The organism is Streptomyces sp. YIM 130001, assembly GCF_003574445.1.
Lineage (GTDB): Bacteria > Actinomycetota > Actinomycetes > Streptomycetales > Streptomycetaceae > Streptomyces.
In genome coordinates, this window is the sequence record NZ_KZ984564.1 from 199620 (window position 1) to 222306 (window position 22687).

Here is a 22687-nt window from a genome sequence, read left to right on the forward strand (position 1 = left end):
TTCAGTCTAGGACCGCCATGATCAGCAGGGCGAGCGTCCCGCCGACCGTCGGGAGCAGCACGAGCATCGCCGCACAGCCCCCGCCCAGGAGCCGGGGCCAGGTGAGGACTTCGGTGGACAGCGGCGGCCGCGAGCCCGCACCGTCACCCACCGGCCCGGACGAAGTGGCGTACAGGGGCGGCACGTCGGGACGTACGGGTATCCGGGCCGAGAGGGCGAAGCCGCCCTCGGGGCGGGGGCCTGCGTGCAGGGTGCCGCCGAGCAGGCGGACCCTCTCGTGGAGGCCGACCAGTCCGCTGCGGTTTCCGTCGCCGGGTGAACGGGGCGCCGGCGGGGCGTCGTTGAGGACCGTGACCGCCACCGTGTCCCCCTCGTCGTGGAACGTCACGCGGACCGGTGCGCCGGGTGCGTGCTTCAGCGCGTTGGCGAGTCCTTCGCGGGTGACGCGGTGGACGGCCTGCCGGGTGCGGGCGTCCGCGTCCACCGGGCCGGTCGCGTACCAGTGCAGCTCTGCCTCGGCGCCCGCGTTCCGCGAGTCGGCGACCAGCGCCGAGAGGTCCTCGCGGGTTCCTCGCTCGCCGGTCTCGTCGTCCGACCGGTGGCGGAGTACGCCGAGGATGCCGCGCAGTTCCTCCATGGCCGTTCCGGCGGTGGTGTGCAGGAGTTGGGCCTGGTCGGCCAGCGGGGGAGCCTGTCGTTCGGCGGCGAGCTGGAGCGCGCCCGCGTGCATCGAGATGAGGCCGATTCGGTGGCCGAGCAGATCGTGCATCTCGGCGGCGATGTGTGCCCGTTCCTCCATGCGGGCCGCCTCGTCGGTGAGGAAGCGGGCCTGTTCGAGGTAGGCGTTGCGTTCGCGCAGCAGCCCGGTCAGCCGACGGCGACGCCCCAGCATCAGGCCGGACAGTGCGGGCAGCACGATGAACAGCGCGGCCACCCCGATGCCGCCCGCCAGATACGGCAGCGTCGGAAGTCCGCTGAGGGACTGGGCGGCGACCGACGCGACGACGGCGGCGGCGGCGCTCGCCCCGACCACCTTCCAAGCGTGCCGCGCGGGGGCGATACGGCGCGTGGCGGACCAGACGACGCACGGCACCACCACCGTCGCCCACATGTTCTCCCCGGCGACCAACGGCACACAGCCCACGACCGCGAGCGCCGGGTACACCCGCCGCGCCGGTACGAGCAGCGCCGCCCACACCCCGAGGAGGGCCGCGGCCACCGGGTGGACCGGCGGCACGAGCGGGAACGGCGCCACCGTGCACACCAGGACCAGACCGGCGAGTACGGACTCGGCGACGACCGTCCGCCGGGGTGCGGCGCGCACCGCTTCCCGGACCGCGGCGGCCTCGCGGCGTATCCGCCGCCACAGTCGTCCTGCCGGGCTCATGGCTCCCTCTCCGTCCTCAACGGCCCTACCACTCCTACGAGTCGGCGGAACGGATCCGTCCGACCGCGCAGTCTCAGGCCGACCGCGCAGTCTCAGGCGGCTCGTGCCGCTCCCCGCGGCACCTGGAGATCCGGCTCCGCCCGCAGTCCGGCGACGTCCACCCCGCTCTCGGTCAGCACCCGCTCGATCTCCGCCGCGGTCGCCGCGTCCGTCCCGGCCCGGTCGATGAGGGCGGCGAGCAGGTGCGTGGTGCCGACCGTGGGCGAGTCCCGGGCGGCGGCGATGAACTGGGTGACGTGCAGGAGCCGACGTTCGAAATCGGCGCTGCCCGCGACCTCCCGTGCGTCCCCCTCCACGACTCCGGTGGAGGGTGCCAGCCCGCGGGCGAGGACATCCTGCCGTGCACCGTACCGGCGCAGCAGTTCGGCCCCTCGGTTGGCTCCCGTCAGGTTCTCGGGGAGCTCACGCCCGGCGACGGCCAATGAGCGGTCGAGGGCCAGGATGCCGAGGAGTACGTCGACGGGCTCCTGCTCCGGCGCACCGCGCCGTACGGCTCCCCGCAGCGCCTCCGCGCGCACCGCGCTCACCACAGCGGAACCGAAGCCCGCACCACCGCCGAAGATCCAGGCGGAGAACTTCCGGGTCAGCGGATTGCCGCTCCTGCCGAACGTGCCCGTCTTGCGCAGCATCAGCACCGAGCCGGGTTCCGGCACCGGGTCGCTGCCGCGCAGCGCGTCGAGCGCGGCCGGGACGGCGGAGAGGTCGAGCTTCTCCACCACCAGGGCCTCGAGGGCCCGGGTGCCGGGCAGGTCGACCAGTGCGCGGGCCACATGGCGGACGCGTACGGAACGGGAGTCCTCCTGCCGTGCGGCCTCCAGCGCCTTGCGCAGGCAGGACCGCAACGCGCCTGTCATCGGCGGGATTTCGACGGCTGCCTGCTCCTCCTCGGTCTTCTTCCGGTTCTTCCAGCGCAGCCTCTTGGCCTCCTCCTGGCGCACCTCCCGCCAGCAGGCGTCGATCTCCCGCCCGTCCTGCGGGGTCTCCGCCGCACCGTCCCCGGCGTCGTCGCTGATCCATACGGATGTGCCGCGGGATCCGATCGAGCCGCCGAGCGAACCGGCCGCCCTCATTCCGGGGGCGACCGCGGACCCCGCGGCCGAGTCGCCGGCCACGAGCGCGCTCAGCAGGCTCTCCGTGCCGACGTCCTCGCGTTCCTGCTTGGCGACCGTCTTCATCGCCTCCAGCAGCAGCCCGACCACGTCCCGCTCGAACTCGGTGGTCGCGTCGGCGTCGTGCTCGGAAGCTCGCTGATCCATCGGGCGTTCCCCTCCGTCGTGTCGTCTGCTGGGAACGACGCTATGGCGGACGCCGACGGCTCCGCCTCGGCCGACCGGCCAAGCTTCGTGGCCGACCGGCCATACTCCGGCGCCGAGCGGCCGGGAGGGCACGGTAACGGGCGGCCCCCGGGCCGAAGACCGCCTCCCGGGCGATCCGGCGATCTGCCATGCTCGGCGCATGGCAACGAGGATCGTGCTGGTCGACGACCAGGAGATGGTCCGCCGCGGCATGCGGAGGATTCCTCGTCGCCGTCCTGCTCGCCCTGCTCCCTTCCCTGTGGTTCGGCCGCTTCGACCCGGCACGCGCGGGGGCGGCCGGACGCGAGGACACGGCGCCCCTGCCGCCCGGGCCGGACGTCGCGCCCGTGGACGCCGCCGGCTTCGCCCTGCCCCGGACCCCCTCCGAGCACGGCGGCGCCTTCGGGCGGCTGCTCGGAGGCGAGGTGCGCATCCTGTTCAGCGGGGTCTCACGCTGGTGGTGGCTGGGAGCGGCCGGGCTCACCCTGGCCGCCCTCCTGGTGCCCAAGGCCTCGGTCACCGTCGCCGTACTGCCCGCCCTGTGGGTCTGGCCGGTCCTGATCTGGTCGCGGCTCGGCAGCCGGCAGACGGAGAACGGCCTCGAGGGCCTGCTCGGCTCCTACCCGTCGGCGCACCGGCGGCTGCTCGCCGAGTACGGATCCGGGGTGGTCCTCACCGCGCTGATGGGCGCCGCCCCGCTGGTCCGCATCGTCGCGGCGGGCGACTCCGGAGGGCTGACCGCCTGGTTCGTCGGCGTCCTCTTCGTCCCTTCCCTGGCCCTGTTCCTCGGCGTTCTCTGCCGTACGCCCCGGGTGTTCCAGGCGCTCTACCTGCCGCTCTGGTACCTCGTACTGAACGGTGTGGCGGGACTCGACTTCATGGGCGCGGTACGGGAGCGGGGCGAGCCGGCCGGTCCCCTGCCGCTGTTCACGGCGGCCTCTGTGCTGCTGCTCACGGCGTCCGTCCTGATCGCTGCGGTGCGCAGGAACGTCAAGGCGTGACCACTCCGCCCCAGTGGGCGGGGCCGGGGTGAGGTCCCGCCCCGGCCCCGGGAAAGGGTGGCGCGAGCAGTCCCTCTGATGGCGTAGACTTGGTTTCACCGACGCGGGGTGGAGCAGCTCGGTAGCTCGCTGGGCTCATAACCCAGAGGTCGCAGGTTCAAATCCTGTCCCCGCTACTGACCGTCAGGCCCGGCACGATTTCGTGCCGGGCCTGACGCATGTCCGGGCCCCTTCGCGCCCCGCTCCTGCCGGGCCGCTGACTCGTACGGCGTACACGAAGTAGCCCCCCGTCCCCGTGGCGGTAACCCTGGATGGGGTGCGGCAGGCGGTCCGCCGGCAGCGCGGACAGCGGCGGGAGACGACCGGTGGGGAAACAGGAAGAGCGAGGTGAGGAAGGGGCCCACGAAGGCACCCGGACCCGGCGCCTTGTGCGGGTGCTGCCCGTATTCCTGATGCTCTTCGGTATCGCCTTCGACTGGCTCACCCCACCGGAGTTCACCGGGTCGCCCTTCTTCGCCGGTGCCCCGCTGACCGCGGCGCCGCTCTATTCGCTCCGCGGGACCGTAGCCACCGGTCTGGCCGCCCTGGCGGGGATGACGGGGCTACGGGTGTGGAACCACGTCCTGGCCCGGGCCGAGTCCCTCACGGAGATCGCCACCGTGCTGACGGTGGCCGTACTCGCCGTCCTCATCAACCGGGTCGTCAGACGCAGCGGCAAGCAGCTGGAGTCGGCGCAGAACGTCGCCGAGGCGGCGCAGCGCGCGGTCCTTCCCGAGCCGGCCGAGCGGATCGGCGGCCTCGACGTCGCGGCGCGCTACGAGGCCGCGCAAGCCGGTGCGTTCATCGGCGGCGACATGTACGCCGTGCAGGACACCCCGTACGGAGTGCGGCTCCTGGTCGGGGACGTACGCGGCAAGGGGCTCGGTGCGGTGGAGGCGGTCGCGGTGGTGATCGGGGCGTTCCGCGAGGCGGCCGAGCAGGAGGCGACCCTGGAGGCGGTGGCCCAGCGCCTCGAGCGCGCCCTCGCGCGCGAGGGCACCCGACGCAACGGCCTGGACGCCTTCGAGGGGTTCACGACCGCCGTGCTCGGCGAGATCCCGCGCGACCGGAGCGTCGTACGGCTCGTCAACCGGGGACACCCGCCGCCGCTGATGCTCAGCGCCAACGGCGGGCTCCGGGTCCTGACCCCGCGGGAGTTCGCACTTCCGCTCGGCATGGGGGACTTGGGCAACTGGCCGGATCGGGCGGAGGAGGCGGAGTTCCCGTGCGGCTCGCTGCTGCTGCTCTACACCGACGGGCTGTCCGAGGCGCGGGACGAAGCCGGTGTCTTCTACGACCCGGCCGAGCGGCTGAGCGGGCGGATGTTCCCGGGGCCGGACGAGTTGCTCGCTCTCGTGGTCGACGAGGTGATGGTGCACACCGGGGGAGGATCGACCGACGACATGGCGCTGCTTTCGGTCGGAAGGCCTTCGGCGTCACCGTAGGTGACCGTAATACGCCCCTCCGCATACCGATTGACGCTTCGCCAGAAACCTTTGACCCGCCAGTGTGTGAAGATCATGCTGCAACTCGCCCGAATTCGCCCCTTGGTGGGGCCTAAGTCCAGGCCAGGGGTGCCACCGATCAACCGGAACGGCTTGGAATCCGGGGCTGGTGTCTATTAACGTTCGATAACGCAGCGCGGTCGTCCCAGCCGTCACAAGAGATGGCTCCGTGCGCAACCGCTCAATCCCGCAAGGGAGCCGGGGAACCACCTACTTGGGGTGAATCGGGCATCCTTCGCCCGCCATGATCGTGGCGGGCCCTGGAAGCTCGTAGGACACCTTCCTGTTCCGAACCCGTCAGCTAACCCGGTAGGCGAAGGAAGGAAAGGAGTACGCCCGCGTGGCGTCGAACAGGCCTGCCCCTGATACCGCGTATTACGAGGGTTACTCGGATGATTCCGGGTTCGGTCGGGGCGATGAGCCCTGGGAGGAATGGAATCCCACCGAGGACTCCGTCCGGCCCGTGCGAGGCAAGCACCGTGTCGCCAAGCAGCGCGGCGGACTCGCCCGCAGCTCCACCGTTCTCGGCGTCGGCGTCATCGCCGCGGTCGGCGCGGGCGGCATAGCGACCGCCAAGGACAAGCCGCCGGTACCGATCTCGCTCCCCGACATGTCGGCCGTCACGGACAAGCTTCCGGACGTCGGCTCGATGATCTCCGAAGGTGAGGACGAGGGCGACGCCGGTCAGTCGGGTGTCACCCAGGCCACCGCCGCGGGCTTCGCGCCGACCGGTGCCGCGAGCGCCGCCGACGACCAGAGCACCGCCGGCGCCGGCGAGGCGCTGCGTGCCCGCATCCTGCAGCAGGCCGAGGTCAAGCAGGACCAGGCCGCCTCCGCGGAGGCCGCCGTGGCCGCCGACGCCGCGGTCAAGAAGGCCTCCGAGGACGCCGCCAAGCAGCAGTCCGAGGCCGAGAAGAAGGCCGCCGAGGCCAAGCGGAAGGCCGAGGAGGAGCGCAAGCGGAAGGCGGAGGAGGAGCGGCTGCGCAAGCTCGCCGCCAGCTTCAGCCTCCCCACCTCCTCGTACACGATCACCTCCACCTTCGGTCAGGCCGGCTCGATGTGGTCCTCCGGGCAGCACACCGGTCTCGACTTCGCCGGGCCCGCGGGTACGCCGCTCAAGGCCGTGCACTCCGGCACCATCAAGGAGGCGGGCTGGTCCGGGAGTTACGGCTACCACACCGTGATCGAGCTGAAGGACGGCACCGAGGTGTCGTACAGCCACCAGTCCTCGATCCAGGTCAGCGTCGGCCAGAAGGTCACCACCGGCGACGTCATCGGACTGCGCGGCTCGACCGGCAACTCCACCGGACCGCACCTGCACCTTGAGGTCCACACCCCTGACGGCACCGGCATCGACCCGATGGCCTGGCTGCAGAGCAAGGGCCTCAACCCCTGACGACCGGGCGATCCCGGTTCTTCACGAACCGTCGACGCCGGATCCGCACCCTGGATTCCGGCAGTCCTGGCGGCTACCCCCCGACGTCAGGGCTGTCGGGCCGAGTTGCCGGAACAACGCTGCGGACCGGACCCGTGCAGATCGGCGCATCTGCCGGGTACCGCAACATTTCCGCAGGTCAGTGGAATACCCCTGGGACCGAGGGGTGTTGACCGCAGCATGACTTCTCTGCGCACTCTCGGCTCCTCGGACCTCGAGGTCCACCCGCTCGCCCTCGGCGCGAACGTATTCGGCTGGACGGCGGACGAGGCCGGCTCCTTCGCCGTCCTCGACGCCTACACCGCGGCGGGCGGCAATTTCATCGACACCGCGGACACGTACTCGTCGTGGGTCGAAGGGAACAAGGGCGGCGAGTCCGAGACCGTCATCGGCAACTGGCTCAGTTCCCGCGGCCGCCGCGACGACGTCGTCATCGCGACCAAGGCGGGCGCCCACCCCGACTACAAGGGACTCGCTCCGGCCACACTCAAGGCGGCCGCGGACGAGTCCCTCCGTCGTCTGCGGACCGACCACATCGACCTGTACTACACGCACTTCGACGACCCCTCGGTGCCGGTCGAGGACATCGTCGGCACGCTCGACGAGCTGGTGCGGGCCGGCAAGGTGCGTCACGTCGCCGCCTCCAACATCTCCGCGGAGCGCCTCCAGGAGTCCCTGGACCTGGCGGACCGCGAGGGCCTCGCCCGGTACGTGGCGCTGCAGCCGCACTACAACCTGGTCTCCCGCGACACCTACGAAGGCCCGCTGCAGGAGGTCGCCTCCCGCTCCGGGCTCGCGGCCGTGCCGTACTACGCCCTCGCCGCCGGATTCCTCACCGGCAAGTACCGGCCGGGGGCCCAGGTCGACAGTCCGCGGGCCGCGGGTGCGGGACGGCACCTGGACACCGAGCGTGGACCGCGCGTCCTCGAGGCACTCGACAAGGTCGCGTCCGAGCACGGCGCGGAGATCGCGACCGTGGCCCTGGCCTGGCTCGCCGCGCAGCCGACGGTCGGTGCGCCGATCGCCTCCGCGCGGACCGTCGAGCAGCTTCCCGCGCTGCTCGCGGTGGGTGAACTGCAGCTTAAGGACGACGAGTTGGCGCTGCTCACGGCCGCTTCGGCCTAGCGGTGGCGTACGGGGGCGGGTACGGGGCTCGGGGCGGCGGCATTCCGTAAGGCGTGTGCGGTCCGTACGCCGCCGGAGGCCCGTACGCCGCAGGTGGTCCGTACGCCGCAGGCCCGGAGGGGGTCCGGGTCGTGGCACGGGCCGCGTAGGCGAGCGCCGGTCGGGCCACCTCGCGATGGCGCCACAGTCCGTCGAGCAGCTCCCGCTCCCGTACGACGAAGTCGTCGCCGGCCCGGCCGCGGCGGCCTCGGCGTCGCAGCAACGCGAGGGACGTCGCGTACTCCTCGTAGTCCCGGACCGCCCGGCCCGCGGCCTGGCCGCCCGCGTGTGCGGCGTACTCGCGGGCGAGGCGCCGCGCACGCATCGAGGAGAGCGCGAAGGGGTCGGCGGGGGTGACCCAGCCGGCCTCCGTGTAGGCGGGCAGCTCGGCCCGTACGGTGCGCAGTTCGCGCTGCCGTGCGTGGATGCTCAGCCAGGTCAGCAGACCGAAGGCGGGCATCATCACCAGCGCGTACACCGTGAAGAAGCCCCACTCGCCGAACGCGGAGGAGCCGTTCCACAGGGAGTGCAGGCCCATCGCCGGCAGGAGGCCGGCGACGGGCAGCAGGAAGCGGCGGATCCGCCGGCGTTCGGCCGCGAGGGCCGCGAGGCCGAAGCCGATCCCGGAGAGCACGGTGAACAGCGGGTGGGCGAACGGCGACATGACTATGCGGACGAAGAACGTCGCCGCGGTCACCGAGTCGAGCGACATGTCGCGCAGGGCCGCTCCGCCCGCGGTGTCCGTTCCGTATGCGTTGCCCAGATAGAGGATGTTCTCGGTGAAGGCGAAGCCGGTGGCCGTGACGCCCGCCGTCACCACGCCGTCGATGACCGAGTTGAAGGTCCGTCTGCGGAACAGGAAGACGAGGAGCACCGCTGCCGCCTTGGCCGATTCCTCCACCACCGGCGCTATCACCGTCGCGCCGATCGTGTCGGCGCTCCCCGGATCGGCGGTGGCGGTGGCGATCCACTGCGTCGCGAACGAATTGGCGAGGATCGCGATCAGCGCCGCGGCGCAGGCGCCCCAGGCGAAGGCGAAGACCAGATTCCGCCGCGGAGCCGGAACGACCCGGCCGAGCCAGCAGAAGGCCGCGAGCAGCAGGGGGACCGGCAGGATGGCGAGGCCGAGGCCGACCAGGAAGCCCTCGGTGCCGGTCTGTTCTCTGACCAGCGCCAGGATCACCAGACCGGACACGGCGAGCAGCGCCGCGAGTGTGCCTATGCGCACCCGCCGGCTCTGCCACCAGCGCTCGTGCCGCAGGCCGGCCGGGGCTCCGGCCGACTGCGGATACGAGTACGACGTCCAGACGGTCACCGCCCGACCTTAACGACGCCGGGCGTACGGCCGCGACAGTGCGGGAATCAGCCGGTGGATCCGGACGGCTTTCCGGTACGGGCGAAGAGCAGATCGTGTACGGCGTGGCCCTTGTCCAGGCCCTGGCCCTCGAAGCGGGTGAGCGGACGGAATCCGGGGCGTGGGGCGTAGCCGCCGTCGGCCTCGGTGTTCACGAAGTCGGGGTGGTCGGTCAGCACCTCGAGCATCTGCTCGGCGTACGGCTCCCAGTCCGTGGCGCAGTGCAGGACGGCCCCGGGCCTCAGCCGGCTCGCGGCGAGGGTCAGGAACTCGGGCTGGATCAGGCGGCGCTTGTGATGGCGCTTTTTCGGCCATGGGTCCGGGAAGTACACGCGCAGGCCGTCGAGACTCTCGGGGGCGAGCATCTCGCGGAGCAGGATGATCGCGTCGCCGTTCGCCACCCGTACGTTGTCCATGCCGCCGCTCTCGGCGAGGCGGAGGAGGTTGCCCTGGCCGGGGGTGTGTACGTCGACGGCCAGGATGCCGGTGTCGGGGTCGGCCGCGGCCATCTGCGCGGTGGCCTCGCCCATGCCGAAGCCGATCTCGAGGACGACCGGCCGCCCGCCGAGCAGCTCGTCCAGGTCGAGCTGCCGCGATCCGTCGATGTCCAGGCCCCAGCGGGACCAGAGGCGGCGCAGAGCGTCACCCTGGCCGGCGGTCACCCTGCTGCGACGGGGCTGAAAACTGCGGATCCGCCGCTCGAACTGCGACCCGGCGGGATCGGCAGCGGGCCCTTCCCCATCCGGGAACATGCGGCTCGCGACCTGCGGAACCTTGCTCTCCGGCTGCGTGCCGTCCCGGGCTCCCTGACCTTCGCCGCCACTCACGAGCTCGACCCCTCGCCCACCGCTTCTCTCACCCACGCCGCCCGATTCTACGGCGGAGCGCCGACCGGCCCGCCCACCTGCGGGCCGAACGACGTTCGGGACTGAGCCGGCGGATGAGCGCGCTCGGCGATCGGGGAGAGGCTGCCAGGCCGACGCCAGGAAGCGCGCCCGCACGACCACCCCCACACACACGGCGGACCGCCTAAATCACCGGCCCAAAGAGGTCAAAGCCATCCCAGAACCCTCCGGGCCACCGACCGCCCGATCGGCAACGAAGCCGTCGCCGCGGGAGACGGCGCATTGAGCACATGCACGGCTCGCACCCCTTCGCGCAGCAGAAAGTCGTCCACAAGCCCCCCGTCCCGCAGCACCGCCTGCGCCCGCACGCCGGACCCCGCCGCCCGCAGGTCCCCCTCACCGACCTCCGGCAGCAGTCGTCGTACCGCCTGCGTGAACGCGCGCTTGGACAGCGAACGCCGCAGCTCGCCCGCCCCGTACCGCCAGTGCCGCCGGGCGATCCGCCACGACCCGGGCCACGCCAATGTGCCCGCCGCCTCCCGTGGCCGGACCACCGACCAGTCGTACCCCTCGCGGGCCAGCGCCGGCACCGCGTTCGGCCCCACGTGCACGGAGCCGTCGACGCCGCGCGTCAGATGCACCCCGAGAAACGGGAACGCGGGATCGGGGACCGGGTACACGAGCCCTCGCACGAGATCGGGCCGCAGCAGGTCGAAGTACTCCCCACGGAAGGGGATGATCCGCATCCCCGGGTCGTCGCCCGCGAGCCGCGCCACGCGGTCGCAGTGCAGGCCCGCGCAGTTCACCAGGGCGCGGCCGCGCAGCACCGTCCCGTCCGCCGTGCGCACCGCGACCCCGAGCTCGGGCCGCCGGGAGATCTGCACCACCTCCGCGCCGTACCGCACCTCGGCTCCGGAGGCCTCGGCGAGCTGCGCGGCGACCGCGCCGAAGTCGCACACCCCGGTCGTGCCCACATGGATGCCGGCGACGCCGTCCACGTGCGGCTCGTACTCGCCGATCTGGGCGGGGCCGAGCTCGCGGACCGGAATGCCGTTCTCCCGGCCGCGCTGGACCAGGGTGTGCAGCCGGGGCAGCTCGGCGCGCTCGGTGGCGACGATCAGCTTTCCCGTCACCGCGTGCGGAATCCCGTACTCCGCACAGAACTTGACCATCTCCGCGGCGCCCCGCACCGCGTACCGCGCCTTCAGCGAGCCGGGGCGGTAGTAGATGCCGCTGTGGATCACGCCGCTGTTCCGGCCGGTCTGGTGACGGGCCGGTCCCGGCTCCTTCTCCAGGACCACCACCCTCGTGCCGGGCCTCGCCCTGGTCAGCGCGTAGGCCGTCGACAGACCGACGATCCCGCCGCCGATCACCAGCACGTCGCAGTCCACCGCCACGCGCCTCACCTCCCGACTCCGTACCCGGCTCCGCGTCCGTCCTCGATCCCGGCTCCGATAGTGCACCGTCCCACTGACAATGCCCCGGCAGCCGGTCGAGACACCCGGCAGAGCCCAGGCGCCGCACGGCCCGACGGCAGTTCGAGGCGGCCCTGGCCTACGCCGGCGTCACGAGCAGCGGCCTCGCCCGTTCCCGCAGCTCGGCCACGCGGGGCTCGTCGCCGTGCGGTTCGAGCCGGTGCAGCAGATCGCGTACGTACTCGGTGGTCCGCGCCGACGAGATGCGGCCGGCGACCTCCACCGCGCGCAGTCCCTGCGCACACGCGGCGTCCAGATTTCCCGACTCCAGCTCCGCGACCGCACTGACCACCAGGCGCAGGCCGTGGGACCGTACGAACTCCTCGGTGGGCCGGGACAGTGCTTGTTCGGTGAAGCGCCGCACCTGACGCGGTGCCTTGAGATCCCGGTAGCACTCGGCCGCGTCCGCTGCGAAGCGGTCGTACGAGTAGAAGCCCAGCCACGACGGGTCGTTGTCCCCGTCCCTGGCCCGCTCCAGCCAGCCCTCGGCAGCCTTGAGGGCCGCGCCTGCCGCGTGGGCATCCCCCGCGCGCGCGTGGGCCCTTGCTTCGACGAGCCGGAAGAAGCTCATGGTGCGGGCCGTCGCCAGACCCCGATTGCGCTCGAGGGCCGCCTGTGCCAGGTCCACCCCCTCGTCGCCGAAGCCCCGGTAGGTGGCCTGCAGCGACATGGACGCCAGGACGTACCCGCCGAGCGGAACGTCGGCCGCCGCGCGTGCGAGGCGCAGTGCCTGGATGTAGTAGCGCTGGGCAGCCTCCTGCTGTCCGGTGTCGAAGGCCATCCAGCCCGCGAGCCGGGTCAGTTCGGACGCCGCGCCGAACAGTGCCCGGCCGACCTCGTCCGAGTACGAGCCGAGCAGCAGCGGCGCCGCCTCCACCCGCAGGCACTCCGGGACCATCGACGAACGCCAGTCCCCGCCCCCGTACTTGGAGTCCCAGCGGCGGGCGTCCTGCGCGGCCTCCCGCAGCTTCTGCACATCGCTGTGGCCGACCTTCTGCGGGATCTCACCCGCCGCGGCCGAACCGTCCGCCGCGACCACGCTGTCGAACGTCCGCTCGACGGAGCTGTCAGCGGGTGTTATCAGCCACCGTGAAGCGGGCGTCGCATAGGCGGTCACGGCGAACGAGCCCGCCAGCGACTGCCAGATCCCGCCACCGCCGGCCCGCCGTCCGGCGAGGTCCAGACGGTAGAGCTCGGTGGCCGATCTGACCGCGGCGCCGACGTCGCGCGGGAAGGCGAGACCGACCTCCGGGGCCGGATCCGCGTCGGCCAGGCCGATCTCGTGGAGCGGTACCGGGCGTCCCAGTTTGGTCCCGATCGCGGAGGCGATGAGATGTGGCGCCGCGCCCTGCGGAACCATGCCCTTGGAGACCCAACGGGCCACCGAGGTCTTGTCGTAGCGCAGGGTCAGGCCTCTTTGTGCGCCTAGGTCGTTGACCCTGCGGGCCAGTCCCGCATTGCTGATTCCCGCGAGGGCGAGAACGGTGCCGAGCTTTTCGTTCGGCCCGCGTTGCTCCCTGGACATGCGCCACCCCTCGACACAGACGGCTGCCGCGTCGGGCATAGGCACGCGGCATTCGTAAACCCAGCGTAGTTCGCCGCATCCCAAGCGTTAAGAGGCGAAGTTCCGGATGGCGAGATTGTTGTCTGTACAGACGTGCGGCGGAGGGGTGTTGTGCTCCCGGCGTGTGGCCGTGCGCCTGTACGTGCGCTCTTCTCCGGCCACCGCGGGAGCGCTTCCATGGTGATGCGTGGGTCGGCCCGCTGCGCACCGTCGTCAGTGGGCTGGGGGATACCGCCGCCTTCATCCCCGCGGGCGGCGTTCCGGTCCGGGAGGCGAGCAGCGTCTCCCGGACCGCACCGTGCGCCCGGCTCGGCCTAAATGGCCGAATACGGTCGGTGCGGTACTGCCCCAACTGTCCGAATTCGGGGACGCATTGGCATGCGCTCCTGTCCTCCCATGGGCAGTGCTTCACGCCTCCTTCGTGGCAGCATGGACCCGAGCTGTTCGGGTGCACCTGGTTGTCCACAGCCTGTGGAGGCGACGATGCGGTGGTTGGTGGGGTGGAGCAGTGCCACCGCGAAAGCTTCGCCGACCATCAGCGCGGTCGACCCGGACGGCCAGGGAATCGGCGTCGAGGGCGTCGAGACCGTGCACCCGGTGGGCTCCCAACTCCTGTGGGGCGACCCGGATCCGCTGTGGGCCGTGGGTGACTGGCGCCCGGACGAGATCCGCGTGGTCAGAGCCGACGCCGAGACGGCCATCGCCGTACTCGGCATCTGCGGCGCCACCGACGAGCAGCTGCGCGTGGGCCTGTTCGCGGCCCGAGGCGGCGCCCTGCGCCACCTCACCGCCTGGCCCGGCAGCTACACCGCCGTCGTGCGCACCGGCCGCCGCGTGACCGTCCTCGGCGATCTCGCGGGTGCCAGACCGGTGTTCCACACCCCTTGGGCCGGTGGTACGGCGTACGCGACCGCCGCCCTGCCGCTCGCCGACCTCGTCGAGGCCCAACTCGACATCGGCCACCTCGCCGCGCTGCTCGCCTGCCCGGACGTCCCGGAGGCGCTGCAGGACTCCACGCCGTACGCGGGCGTGCGGCGCATCCCGCCCGGCCACGCGCTGATCCTGCGCGACGGCGCCCGCGAGATCGCCGGCTACGAGCCGGTCGCGTCGCTCGCCGTCGCCGCGCCCCAGATGGAGGGCCGCCGCGCGGTGGACGGCGTACGCGAAGCCCTCGTGGAGTCCGTACGCGCCCGTCTCGCGGCCCCGCGGCACGTGCCGGACATGGACCCCGGCCCGGTGCCCGGGATGGGCCCTGCGGAGCGACGAGCGGGCCGCGGGCCGGTGCCGGGAATCGGCGCCGACCTGTCGGGCGGGCCCGCGTCCGCCACCCTGGCGCTGCTCGCCGCCGGACTGCCCGGCAACCCGGGCACGCTCCTCGGGCACAGCACCGGCGCGGGCGAGCGCCTCCTCGCCGTCACGTTCAACGACCTCACGACCACCGACCGCGAGGCCGAACTCCAGCGCGCGGGCGCCATAGCGGCCAACCCCCGCCTGCACCACGTGGTCGTCACCGCGGGCGAGGAAGCCCTGCCGTACGCCGATCTCGACGGGCCGCTGACCGACGAGCCGGGGCCCGCCCTGATCAGCGCCGGACGGCACCGGGCGCGGCTCGCGTTCGGCAGCGCCGACCACTTCACCGGCTATGGCGCCCGGCAGGTGCTCGACGCCCATCCCGCCCGGCTCGCCGACCTGCTGCTCGACCGCCGACGGCGTCATCTGCTGCGCCCCGTCACCGCGTTGGCGAAGGCCGAGGGATCCGTCCTGGTGCCGGCACGGGTTTACGGAGCGGCCCGCAAGCTCGCCCGGACGACCTACCGGGACGGCATCGAGAGCACCGCGACGCGACTGCGGGACGCCCGCTTCGACGAGCCGTCCGGCGCGGTCGGGGCCTCGCTCGCCGCACTCACCTGGGCCAGGCCGGGGCCCGCGGCGCGCTGGCTGACCGGTGAGGCGCTGGCTGAAGTATCGGTTCGCCTCGAGCAGTCGGCGACCCGCCCGGGGCCGGCGCCCGGCCAGCGGCCCGGTGAACTACGCGCGCGTGCCGCCCTCGCACGGCACGCCGCGGACCTGCGCGTACTGGAGCAGGCCGCCGAGATCCGCTCCCAGCGGCTGCACGCGCCGTTCCTCGACAACCAGGTCGTCCGCGCCTGCCGAGCCCTGCCCGAAGCGCTGCGCGTACAGCCCGGAGCGCGCGCCGAGATCCTGCGCACCGTCCTCGAAGGAGCCGGGGTCAACGAACTGCCCGACGGCTGGGGCACCCCCTCGCACGCGTCGTCCGCGGCCGCCGCGAACACCGGGCTGCGGGTCGCCGTCGAGGACCTTGTGGACCTCTTCGGTACGCCGCTGCTGGCCCAGGCGGGACTGGTCGAGGGGCGCGTCGTGCAGCGGGCTCTGCGGGCCGCGGCGGAAGGGGATCCCCTCCCGCTCGACGGCCTCGGCGAACTCGTCTCCACCGAACTGTGGCTGCGCCGGCTGCTGTCCCGCCGCGGCACCTGCTGGACAGGGACCCCTGCACGGGCGCGTGCGGTGCCCGCGGGGATACGGCCGCAGCGGGGGGCGTTGGGAGCCCGCGGGGCCTGATGGGCCTGGCGGCCGTCGGTCGCGGCTGACGGCCGCCGGCGAGCGGGCTGCGGGGTTCGCCGGTACGTGCCGTCGGCCCGAGGACGTGGGCCGGCCCGGGGCGACGACTCGCCATCGACCCGCTCTCCCCCGCCGAGGTGCTGCGTTCGGCGTGACGGTCGCGCGCGTGGACGCTGTTTTCGCCCGCTACGCGCGCGTGGAGGTCGATCGCGGTGGTGCGGATATCCGGGGGCGGGGCGTCCGGGGGCGGCGGGTGTCCGCCGTGGTCGTACGCTGCCGCCGAGTGCGCCGGGCCCGGCGCACACCTCACAGGACGGAGACAATGAACCCCGTGCGGTACCGCGTACTGGGAACGACCGAGGCCTACGACAGCCGGGGCACACCCCTGCCCGTGGACGGCCGTCGGCTGCGCGGCCTGCTCGCCGCGCTCGCCCTGCACGCCGCCCGCCCGGTGTCCGTGGACGCGTTGGTCCACGAGGTGTGGGCGGGGGATCCGCCCCGTGACGCACCGGCCGCGCTGCAGGCGCTGGTGGGCCGACTGCGCCGGGTGCTCGGCAGGGAAGCGGTGGAGTCGGTGCCGGGCGGTTACCGCCTCGCCGTCGACCGGGACGACGTCGACCTGCACCGCTTCGAGCGCCTCGCGCGCGTGGGCGCCTCGGAGCTGCACCGCGGAGACACCGGTGCGGCCGGCCGTACTCTGCGCGAGGCCCTCGCCCTGTGGCGTGGCCCGGCCCTCGCCGATCTGCCGGACCGCGCCGCCGCCACCGGTCCGGAGGCACGCCGGCACGACGCGGTACGCCACCGCATCGCCGCAGACCTCGCGTCGGGACGCACCGAGCAACTCGTTCCGGAGCTCCGCGAACTGGTCGCGGCCCACCCGTACGACGAGCCCCTGCACGCCCAGCTGCTGCGGGCGTTGCGGTCCGCGGGGCGCAGCGCGGACGCCCTGGCCGCCTACGAGGACGCGCGCCGCGTGCTGGCCGAAGGCCTGGGCACCGACCCGGGCACCGAACTGCGTTCCCTGCACGCCGAATTGCTGGCGGGTGCGGAGCCGGGTGCGGGCGCGGGGGAGCCCGGCGCCCCGGCACCCGACGGCGCCGCGCCGGCCGACGACCCGGTACGGACCGCTGCTCGGTCCCCGCGGCAGACGGAAGGCACGCGCGGGCAGCAAGCGGAACTCCACTTCGGCGCGGGACACGGCACACCTGAACAACTGGACCGGACGCCGTCGGCCCGGACACCGCCAGACCGCGATCCGTCGGAACAGCACCCCGACCGGCACCCACCGGACGGGCACCCACCGGACGGGCACCCCCGGGACGGGCAGCATCCCGACCGGCAGCCCTCCGGCCACCCCACCGACAGACCTCCCGCCCGCCCCGAGCGGAACACCAACCTCCGCCCCCGCCTCACCTCCTTCGTGGGCCGGGAACTCGAACTCGACGCCATCCGTTCGGATTTGCAGAGAGCACGCCTCGTCACCCTCACCGGACCCGGCGGCTCGGGGAAGACCCGCCTCGCGGAAGAGACGGGAGCCGCACACTCCACCCCGGTCCGGCTGGCCGAGCTCGCCCCGCTCGACCACCCCGCCGCCGTCCCCTCAGCCGTGGTCAGCGCCCTGAACCTGCGGGACACGGCACTGGGAACGAGCGAGCTCACGACGCGGGACGACGATCCGGTCGCCCTGCTCATCGAGTACTGCGCCCCGCGCAGCCTCCTGTTGATCCTTGACAACTGCGAACATGTCATCGCCGCCGCAGCCCAATTGGCGGAGACCTTGCTGACGCGCTGCCCGAAGCTCCGCATCCTCGCCACCAGCCGGGAGCCCCTCGGCGTCCCCGGCGAGGCCGTTCGCCCGGTGGACCCCCTCCCCGCCGGACCCGCACACCGCCTGTTCGCCGAGCGAGGCACCGCGGTCCGCCCGGACTTCGACCCAGCCGCCGACCCGGACGCCCTGGCGGAGATCTGTACCCGGCTCGACGGGCTGCCGCTGGCCATCGAACTGGCGGCGGCACGCCTGCGGTTGCTCACGCCCCGCCAGATCGCGGACCGGCTCGACGACCGCTTCCGGCTGCTGACCTCCGGCAGCCGTACGGTGCTGCCCCGTCAGCAGACCCTGCGTGCGGTCGTCGACTGGTCCTGGGACCTGCTCGACGCAACGGAACGGAGGGTGCTGCGCGAGGTGTCGGTCTTCGCGGGCGGCTGGGACCTGCGAGCCGCAGAGGCCGTCTGCGGCCCCGAAGCGACCGAGACTGTCGGCGCCCTCGGCGCCCTCGTCGACAAGTCCCTGATCGTGGCGGCCCCGGACCCCGGCGCCGCCGGCATGCGCTACCGCCTCCTGGAGACCATCCACGAGTACGCCGACGAGCGGGCCGCGGGGACCCCACAGCTCCTCGAAGCGGCCCGAACCCGGCACACGGCGTACGTACGGAGTCTCGTGGAGCACGCCGATCCGCTGCTGCGCACCGCCGACCAACTGCCTTGGATCAGCACCCTGGAAAGGGAGTTGGACAACATCAGGGCGGCCCTCCACCGGAGCATCACCACGGGTGACGAGGAGTCGGCGTTCGCCCTGACCCTCGCCATGTCCTGGTTCTGGAGGCTGCGCAACTACCTCAGGGAGGGCGCGAACCGGATCGACCAGGTCCTCGGCATGGGACCGGAGACGAGCGACGAGGACGACCCTCGCTACTGGCCCCGGATGAAGCTCCGCCTCATGCTGCTCCTGCTCTCCTTCGAGAGCGGGGGCACACAGTGGTTCGACGAGGAGGCTCGCGACTGGGCCGGCCGGCTGTGGCGCGCGTTCGGCAGGCCCGTACCTCAGGCCGCCGAATTCCCGGGTCTGCTCTGGCCGTTCGTGACGTTCGTGTTCGACGATCCGCCGCAGACCCGTAGCGCGCTCGACGAGGCCGTGAGGATCTGCCGCGAACTGGGCGACCCCTGGTCGGTGGGCGTCTCGCTGATGTTCCGCACGCACACGGCCGTCGACTTCCGCGGACTCAGCGGCTTCGACGACGACCTCGTCGAGCTGCGCGACATCGCGCACCGAGTGGGCGACCGCTGGATGCGCGCCCAGGTCAACAGCGCGGCGGGCGAGGCAGCGATGTCCCGCAGCCGATTCGCGGAGGCCCGCGTCGAGTTCGAGGAGGCGCTGCACCTCGCCTACGAGGTCGGCGCCTACAGCGAGGCGCCGTTCCTGGTCGCCCGCCTGGGCGAGATCGCCTACCGCTCCGGAGACACCGCTCTCGCGCAGAAGGTCCTCGCGGAGGCCCTCGCGGAGTCCGAGCGATACGGCTCCCCGGACGCCCGCACGTTCGTCCGGATCATGTACGCGACGATTGCCCTCGACCGCGGAGACCTGGCCGCGGCCGGCCGCGAACTGGCCGCCGGGCACCGGGAGTCCATCGCCGGTTCACCGCCCCCGCAGGTGGAGGTGGTGCTCGCGGGCCTCGACGCCCGCCTCACCGCCACCCGGTCGAGTCCCGCCGAGGGCCTGAAGAAGTACGCGGCGGCTTCGCGCAGCGCGGCGGCACAGCACGTGTCGGACGTACTGCACTCGGCCCTGGTCGACGCGTCCGCCGGGGTCCTCGCCGACCTGGGCGACACCAGTCGCGCGGCCCGGCTGCTCGCCGTCAGCGACCACTGGCGAGGCGGCCACCCGCGCCCGGAACCGGAGCGCTCGAGGGTGGAACGCCTCGTCACCAGGCTGCGCGAGACCCTCGACCCCGATGTGTACGAGACCCAGACCGCCCGGGGACGCGGCCTGACCCCGGACGACGTCGCCGACGAACTGGCCGACGCAGCAGCCCGCTTCAACCGCCCGACACCGGATCCCGCCCAGGACGCGCAGGACCCGGGCCACACCACCTGACCGGCGCACCGGGGACCTGCAGGCCGGCAGTGCGGGAGGCTGCCCCGATGCCCGTAACCCTCCGTCACCTGGACACCCGCCGCTTCCCTGCCTGGCTCGAGCGCAGCCGCGCCGAGTACGCCCGAGATCTCGTCACTGCGGGGCGATCGCCCGAGGACGCCCACCGGCACGCGGACGAGACCATGGCCCGCTCGTTTCCCTCCGGAACGCCGGACTCGGGGCATGCGGTCTTCGACGTGGTCGATGACACCGGCGCGACCGTCGGCTACCTCTGGACCGGACCGGACGAGAGCGACGACGCCGGCGCCTGGTGAATCTGGGACATCGTCATCGACGCCGACCAGCGGGGGCAGGGCTTCGGGCGCGCGGCGATGGTCCTCGGCGAGGAATACGCCAGGGCGCAGGGCGCACACACCCTCGGCCTCAGCGTCTTCGGCTTCAACACGGGTGCACGCGGCCTGTACGAGTCGCTCGGCTACGAGACGACCTCCGTCAAACTGCACAAGAGACTCGACTGAGGCTCAGCCGACGCTCGATGCTCCCCGGCTCGCCGACGACCGTCACCCGGTGACCACAAAGCCCGTCGACGCGGACGGGCCCCCGTGCCCGACGCGGTCCTCGCTGTGCTGTCCGGGGAGGTTGGTGACGGGACTGGCTGGGGTGTGGCCGCCGTCGTGCGACTCACCTGGAACCGCTCCGCGGCTCGGCGCAGCGGCCGGCCTACCTCGCCCCTTCCTCGACGACGCACCGGGCCGGACGCATCGGCCAGTCGGCGTCTGCGGGGGGCGTGACGGTGAATCACGAGGGCTTCCTGCACTGGTCGGTAGATGTCGCAATCCCCACCGATCCAGAAGGCCCTCACCCGGTTCAACCGCCGCCAAGGGCACGTCGCCTGTCACCAAGGTCCCGGACACCTAGGGCATGTCCGAGTCCTCATCGGCGCAGCTGAATCGCGACTGCGCCCAGTCCGCGAGCACCCCCACGTCGAACACCGAGTGCGGCTCGACCACGAGCCGCACCGTCTTGCGGCCCGTCAGATCCACCTGCACCGGCACCGCCGGGTCATCGCCCCTGACCACCGGCGACTGCCACAGGCGCTCACCGTCCGCGTACACCGAGAACCGCGCGGCACCGTGCCCGTGCGTGAGGGCGTCGATCCCGACCAGAGCCCGGTACGACCGACAGGGGCGGTTGAGGTCGATGGTGACCGAGGACCGGGCGTGCACGGTGACGCCGTCCGCGTAGCGCGTTCCGCCCGTCGACAGGCCGTTGCGCTGCCACACCCAGCTCGACTCCAACAGCCGCATCTCGGGCTTCGTCCCGTCGCCGAACTGCCCGTACTCCAGCTCGTTCCACGGGATCTCGACCGGCGCCTCGGGCGGCGGCTTCGGCTTGCTCGGCGTGGGCTTCGGCGGCGCCGGCGGCTTCGGCTCCGGCGTGGGCTTCGGCGCGTCCGGCTCGGGGGCCGGCTTCGGGGGCGGAGTCGGCTTCGGCTTCGGTGCGGGCGCGGCAGCCGGTGGTGCCGCCGCCGGTGGCTCCGGCTTCGGCTTCGAGGGCGGCTTCTGCGGCGTGACGGGCTGTGAGGCGGACGGCTCGGGCTTCGGTTTGGCCTCCGGTGCGGGGTCGTCGCCCGCCAGGATCATCGCGACAGCGACGCCGGCGGCGACCACGACGCCGGCGCCGATCGCGGCTTTGGCCGGGGCGCCCAGGCCCTCCGACGCGGCCGCACCGCCGCCGGCACCGCCGGAACCACCGGCACCGCCCGCGGCGGCAGCCGCGGCTCCCGCTCCGGTGGCACCCGCAGCGCCGCCGATGATGCCCGCGGCCTTCGCCGAGTAGGCGGCAGCCCCGAACCAACCGATGACGGCGACCGGCACAACTCCCGGGATCCCACTGGCCAGTTCCTTGATCTGCCCCGCCGCGAGGCGGCACTTGGCGCAGTCCTCCAGGTGCTTGCGCAGTCCCCGCTCGGCCCGCGTCCGCAGTCGCCCGCGGGCGTGCGCGCCGAGCCGGTCCGCGTACCGCGCACACTCGTCGTCACTGGCGAGACTGACACTCACATGGGCCTGCAGATAGGCCTGCTTGAGGCCTTCGCGGGCTCGGCTGGCCAGCTGCGCGGTGGCGTTGGGCGAACTGTGCCCGAAGAGCGGCGCGACCTCGCTCAGCGGATCGTCCTCGACCTCGGTGTGCCAGAGCACCGCCTGCCACTCCTCGGAGAGGCTGCGGAACGCCTGCATCACCATGGTCCGCTCGGCCTCGTGCATGGCCATCACATCGGCGCCGAGGTCCAGGGTGTCCTCGTCGGACACCTCGGTGCTACGACTGGCCTGGGTCGCGAACACCGCGAAGTCCTCGACGAGTTGCTCACGCTTCGCCGATTTGATCCAGCCGGCCGCCACCCGCCGCACCGACGTCAGCAGGTACGCACGCACCGCGTACTCGGGCCCGGACCCGCCTCGTACCGCCTGCAGCATGCGGGCGAAGACCTCGGAGGTGAGGTCGTCGGCGGTGTGGGCGTCCCGGCAGCAGGTGCGCGAGTAGCGCCGTACGGCCTCGGCGTGACGCCGGTACAGCTCCTCGTACGCGGAGTCGTCACCGGCGCGCATCCGCGCGATGAGCTCAGGGTCGGAGGCCGGTGCGTCGCCGGACGCCAGCAGCTCGTCCGCGAGGGAACTGCCCGCCCCCTCCCGCTGCTGAGGCACGCTCGCGGCCGGCAGCCCGCCCGCGTCGACGCCATCGGAAGCGGGACCGGCGGCAGTACCGGATTCAGCACCGGAAGAAGCCCCCGCAGACCCATGAGGCCCGCCGTCCCCACCAGAACTGCCACCAGCATTTCCCGAAACCCCGGAAGGGCCCCCCTGGTTCGGGACTTGCCGGGGCGGAAGCCCACCCGCGTCGGTGCCGTTTCCGGTCGCCGACTCGTCCCGTCCTTCACCGCTCATAGCGCGAGGCCCCCGCATACCCAGTCCCGAAACACCGGGAAAGCGTGTCACACGCTGCAGTACGGCCAAACCCCGAAGCCCCGCAACCACTCGTCCGGGGCGACTTCGCCCGAAGCGGTAGTGGCGTTCACCCGTTCGGGGCAAGCTGCAAGGTCAAAATTCCGCCGACC

The 22687-nt window shown here is 72.7% G+C and carries 15 protein-coding genes, 1 tRNA gene and 1 riboswitch; of the genes, 9 read left to right on the forward strand and 7 right to left on the reverse strand.

Features of this window, described 5'->3' with window-relative positions; all coding sequences use genetic code 11:
- Window position 1: 1 nt before the first annotated feature.
- Together DSC45_RS27640 and DSC45_RS27645 are read right to left on the reverse strand one after the other, a co-directional pair.
- Window positions 2–1387, reverse strand: coding sequence for a sensor histidine kinase (locus DSC45_RS27640; protein ID WP_119294675.1), 1386 nt, complete (start codon window positions 1385–1387; stop codon window positions 2–4).
- 92 nt (window positions 1388–1479) lie between these two features.
- Window positions 1480–2703 (reverse strand): Clp protease N-terminal domain-containing protein, encoded by a 1224-nt coding sequence (locus DSC45_RS27645; RefSeq protein WP_119294676.1) that lies wholly within the window; start codon window positions 2701–2703, stop codon window positions 1480–1482.
- Window positions 2704–2891: 188 nt separating this feature from the next.
- Here DSC45_RS27645 and DSC45_RS27650 point away from each other — a divergent pair, with 188 nt between their 5' ends.
- From DSC45_RS27650 to DSC45_RS27670, 5 genes are all read left to right on the forward strand, one after another.
- Window positions 2892–3743, forward strand: coding sequence for a hypothetical protein (locus DSC45_RS27650; RefSeq protein ID WP_119294677.1), 852 nt, complete (start codon window positions 2892–2894; stop codon window positions 3741–3743).
- A gap of 102 nt (window positions 3744–3845) precedes the next feature.
- Window positions 3846–3919 (forward strand) — tRNA-Met (locus DSC45_RS27655).
- 189 nt (window positions 3920–4108) lie between these two features.
- Window positions 4109–5227 carry a PP2C family protein-serine/threonine phosphatase gene (locus DSC45_RS27660; RefSeq protein ID WP_240434876.1) on the forward strand — a complete coding sequence of 373 codons (1119 nt, stop codon included), beginning with the start codon at window positions 4109–4111 and terminating at the stop codon, window positions 5225–5227.
- A gap of 228 nt (window positions 5228–5455) precedes the next feature.
- A riboswitch (cyclic di-AMP (ydaO/yuaA leader) is annotated at window positions 5456–5620 on the forward strand.
- Between the two features lie 7 nt (window positions 5621–5627).
- Window positions 5628–6683: a M23 family metallopeptidase gene (locus DSC45_RS27665; RefSeq protein ID WP_119294679.1), complete on the forward strand. Its 1056-nt coding sequence runs from the start codon at window positions 5628–5630 to the stop codon at window positions 6681–6683.
- 219 nt (window positions 6684–6902) lie between these two features.
- Entirely contained in the window at window positions 6903–7847 is a 945-nt protein-coding gene (locus DSC45_RS27670) for an aldo/keto reductase (RefSeq protein ID WP_119294680.1), read from the forward strand.
- On the opposite strand, the gene DSC45_RS27675 is transcribed toward DSC45_RS27670, so the two are convergent.
- From DSC45_RS27675 to DSC45_RS27690, 4 genes are all read right to left on the reverse strand, one after another.
- On the reverse strand, window positions 7828–9147 hold the full coding sequence (locus DSC45_RS27675) for a PrsW family intramembrane metalloprotease (RefSeq protein WP_119294710.1): 1320 nt from the start codon (window positions 9145–9147) through the stop codon (window positions 7828–7830). The genes DSC45_RS27670 and DSC45_RS27675 overlap by 20 nt on opposite strands.
- 101 nt (window positions 9148–9248) lie before the next feature.
- Window positions 9249–9992 (reverse strand): tRNA (guanosine(46)-N7)-methyltransferase TrmB, encoded by a 744-nt coding sequence (gene trmB, locus DSC45_RS27680; RefSeq protein ID WP_119294711.1) that lies wholly within the window; start codon window positions 9990–9992, stop codon window positions 9249–9251.
- A 299-nt stretch (window positions 9993–10291) separates the two neighbouring features.
- On the reverse strand, window positions 10292–11491 hold the full coding sequence (gene lhgO, locus DSC45_RS27685) for an L-2-hydroxyglutarate oxidase (RefSeq protein ID WP_119294681.1): 1200 nt from the start codon (window positions 11489–11491) through the stop codon (window positions 10292–10294).
- A gap of 148 nt (window positions 11492–11639) precedes the next feature.
- Window positions 11640–13085 (reverse strand): NsdA family TPR-like regulatory protein, encoded by a 1446-nt coding sequence (locus tag DSC45_RS27690; RefSeq protein ID WP_119294712.1) that lies wholly within the window; start codon window positions 13083–13085, stop codon window positions 11640–11642.
- A gap of 522 nt (window positions 13086–13607) precedes the next feature.
- Between DSC45_RS27690 and DSC45_RS27695 the strand changes: the two genes are divergently transcribed.
- The 4 genes from DSC45_RS27695 to DSC45_RS36150 all read left to right on the forward strand — a co-directional run bounded on the left by DSC45_RS27695 (window position 13608) and on the right by DSC45_RS36150 (window position 20093).
- Window positions 13608–15704, forward strand: a complete 2097-nt coding sequence (locus DSC45_RS27695) for an asparagine synthase-related protein (RefSeq protein WP_119294682.1) — start codon at window positions 13608–13610, stop codon at window positions 15702–15704.
- Window positions 15705–16026: 322 nt separating this feature from the next.
- On the forward strand, window positions 16027–19575 hold the full coding sequence (locus DSC45_RS27700; protein ID WP_119294683.1) for an AfsR/SARP family transcriptional regulator: 3549 nt from the start codon (window positions 16027–16029) through the stop codon (window positions 19573–19575).
- 47 nt (window positions 19576–19622) lie between these two features.
- Window positions 19623–19889, forward strand: coding sequence for a hypothetical protein (locus DSC45_RS36145; RefSeq protein WP_205571445.1), 267 nt, complete (start codon window positions 19623–19625; stop codon window positions 19887–19889).
- 9 nt (window positions 19890–19898) lie between these two features.
- Window positions 19899–20093: a GNAT family N-acetyltransferase gene (locus DSC45_RS36150; RefSeq protein WP_346426683.1), complete on the forward strand. Its 195-nt coding sequence runs from the start codon at window positions 19899–19901 to the stop codon at window positions 20091–20093.
- Between the two features lie 396 nt (window positions 20094–20489).
- Here DSC45_RS36150 and DSC45_RS27710 read toward each other — a convergent pair whose 3' ends face one another.
- Window positions 20490–22517, reverse strand: coding sequence for a sigma-70 family RNA polymerase sigma factor (locus DSC45_RS27710; protein WP_119294684.1), 2028 nt, complete (start codon window positions 22515–22517; stop codon window positions 20490–20492).
- Window positions 22518–22687 lie beyond the last annotated feature (170 nt).

Bases quoted from the DNA above. Each gene is read 5' to 3' on its own strand.
- trmB (WP_119294711.1), bottom strand. From the start codon at position 9,992: ATGTTCCCGGATGGGGAAGGGCCCGCTGCCGATCCCGCCGGGTCGCAG.
- DSC45_RS27645 (WP_119294676.1), bottom strand. From the start codon at position 2,703: ATGGATCAGCGAGCTTCCGAGCACGACGCCGACGCGACCACCGAGTTC.
- DSC45_RS27700 (WP_119294683.1), top strand. From the start codon at position 16,027: ATGAACCCCGTGCGGTACCGCGTACTGGGAACGACCGAGGCCTACGAC.
- DSC45_RS27710 (WP_119294684.1), bottom strand. From the start codon at position 22,517: ATGAGCGGTGAAGGACGGGACGAGTCGGCGACCGGAAACGGCACCGAC.
- DSC45_RS36145 (WP_205571445.1), top strand. From the start codon at position 19,623: ATGCCCGTAACCCTCCGTCACCTGGACACCCGCCGCTTCCCTGCCTGG.
- DSC45_RS27670 (WP_119294680.1), top strand. From the start codon at position 6,903: ATGACTTCTCTGCGCACTCTCGGCTCCTCGGACCTCGAGGTCCACCCG.
- DSC45_RS27695 (WP_119294682.1), top strand. From the start codon at position 13,608: ATGCGGTGGTTGGTGGGGTGGAGCAGTGCCACCGCGAAAGCTTCGCCG.
- DSC45_RS27690 (WP_119294712.1), bottom strand. From the start codon at position 13,085: ATGTCCAGGGAGCAACGCGGGCCGAACGAAAAGCTCGGCACCGTTCTC.
- DSC45_RS27640 (WP_119294675.1), bottom strand. From the start codon at position 1,387: ATGAGCCCGGCAGGACGACTGTGGCGGCGGATACGCCGCGAGGCCGCC.
- DSC45_RS27650 (WP_119294677.1), top strand. From the start codon at position 2,892: ATGCTCGGCGCATGGCAACGAGGATCGTGCTGGTCGACGACCAGGAGA.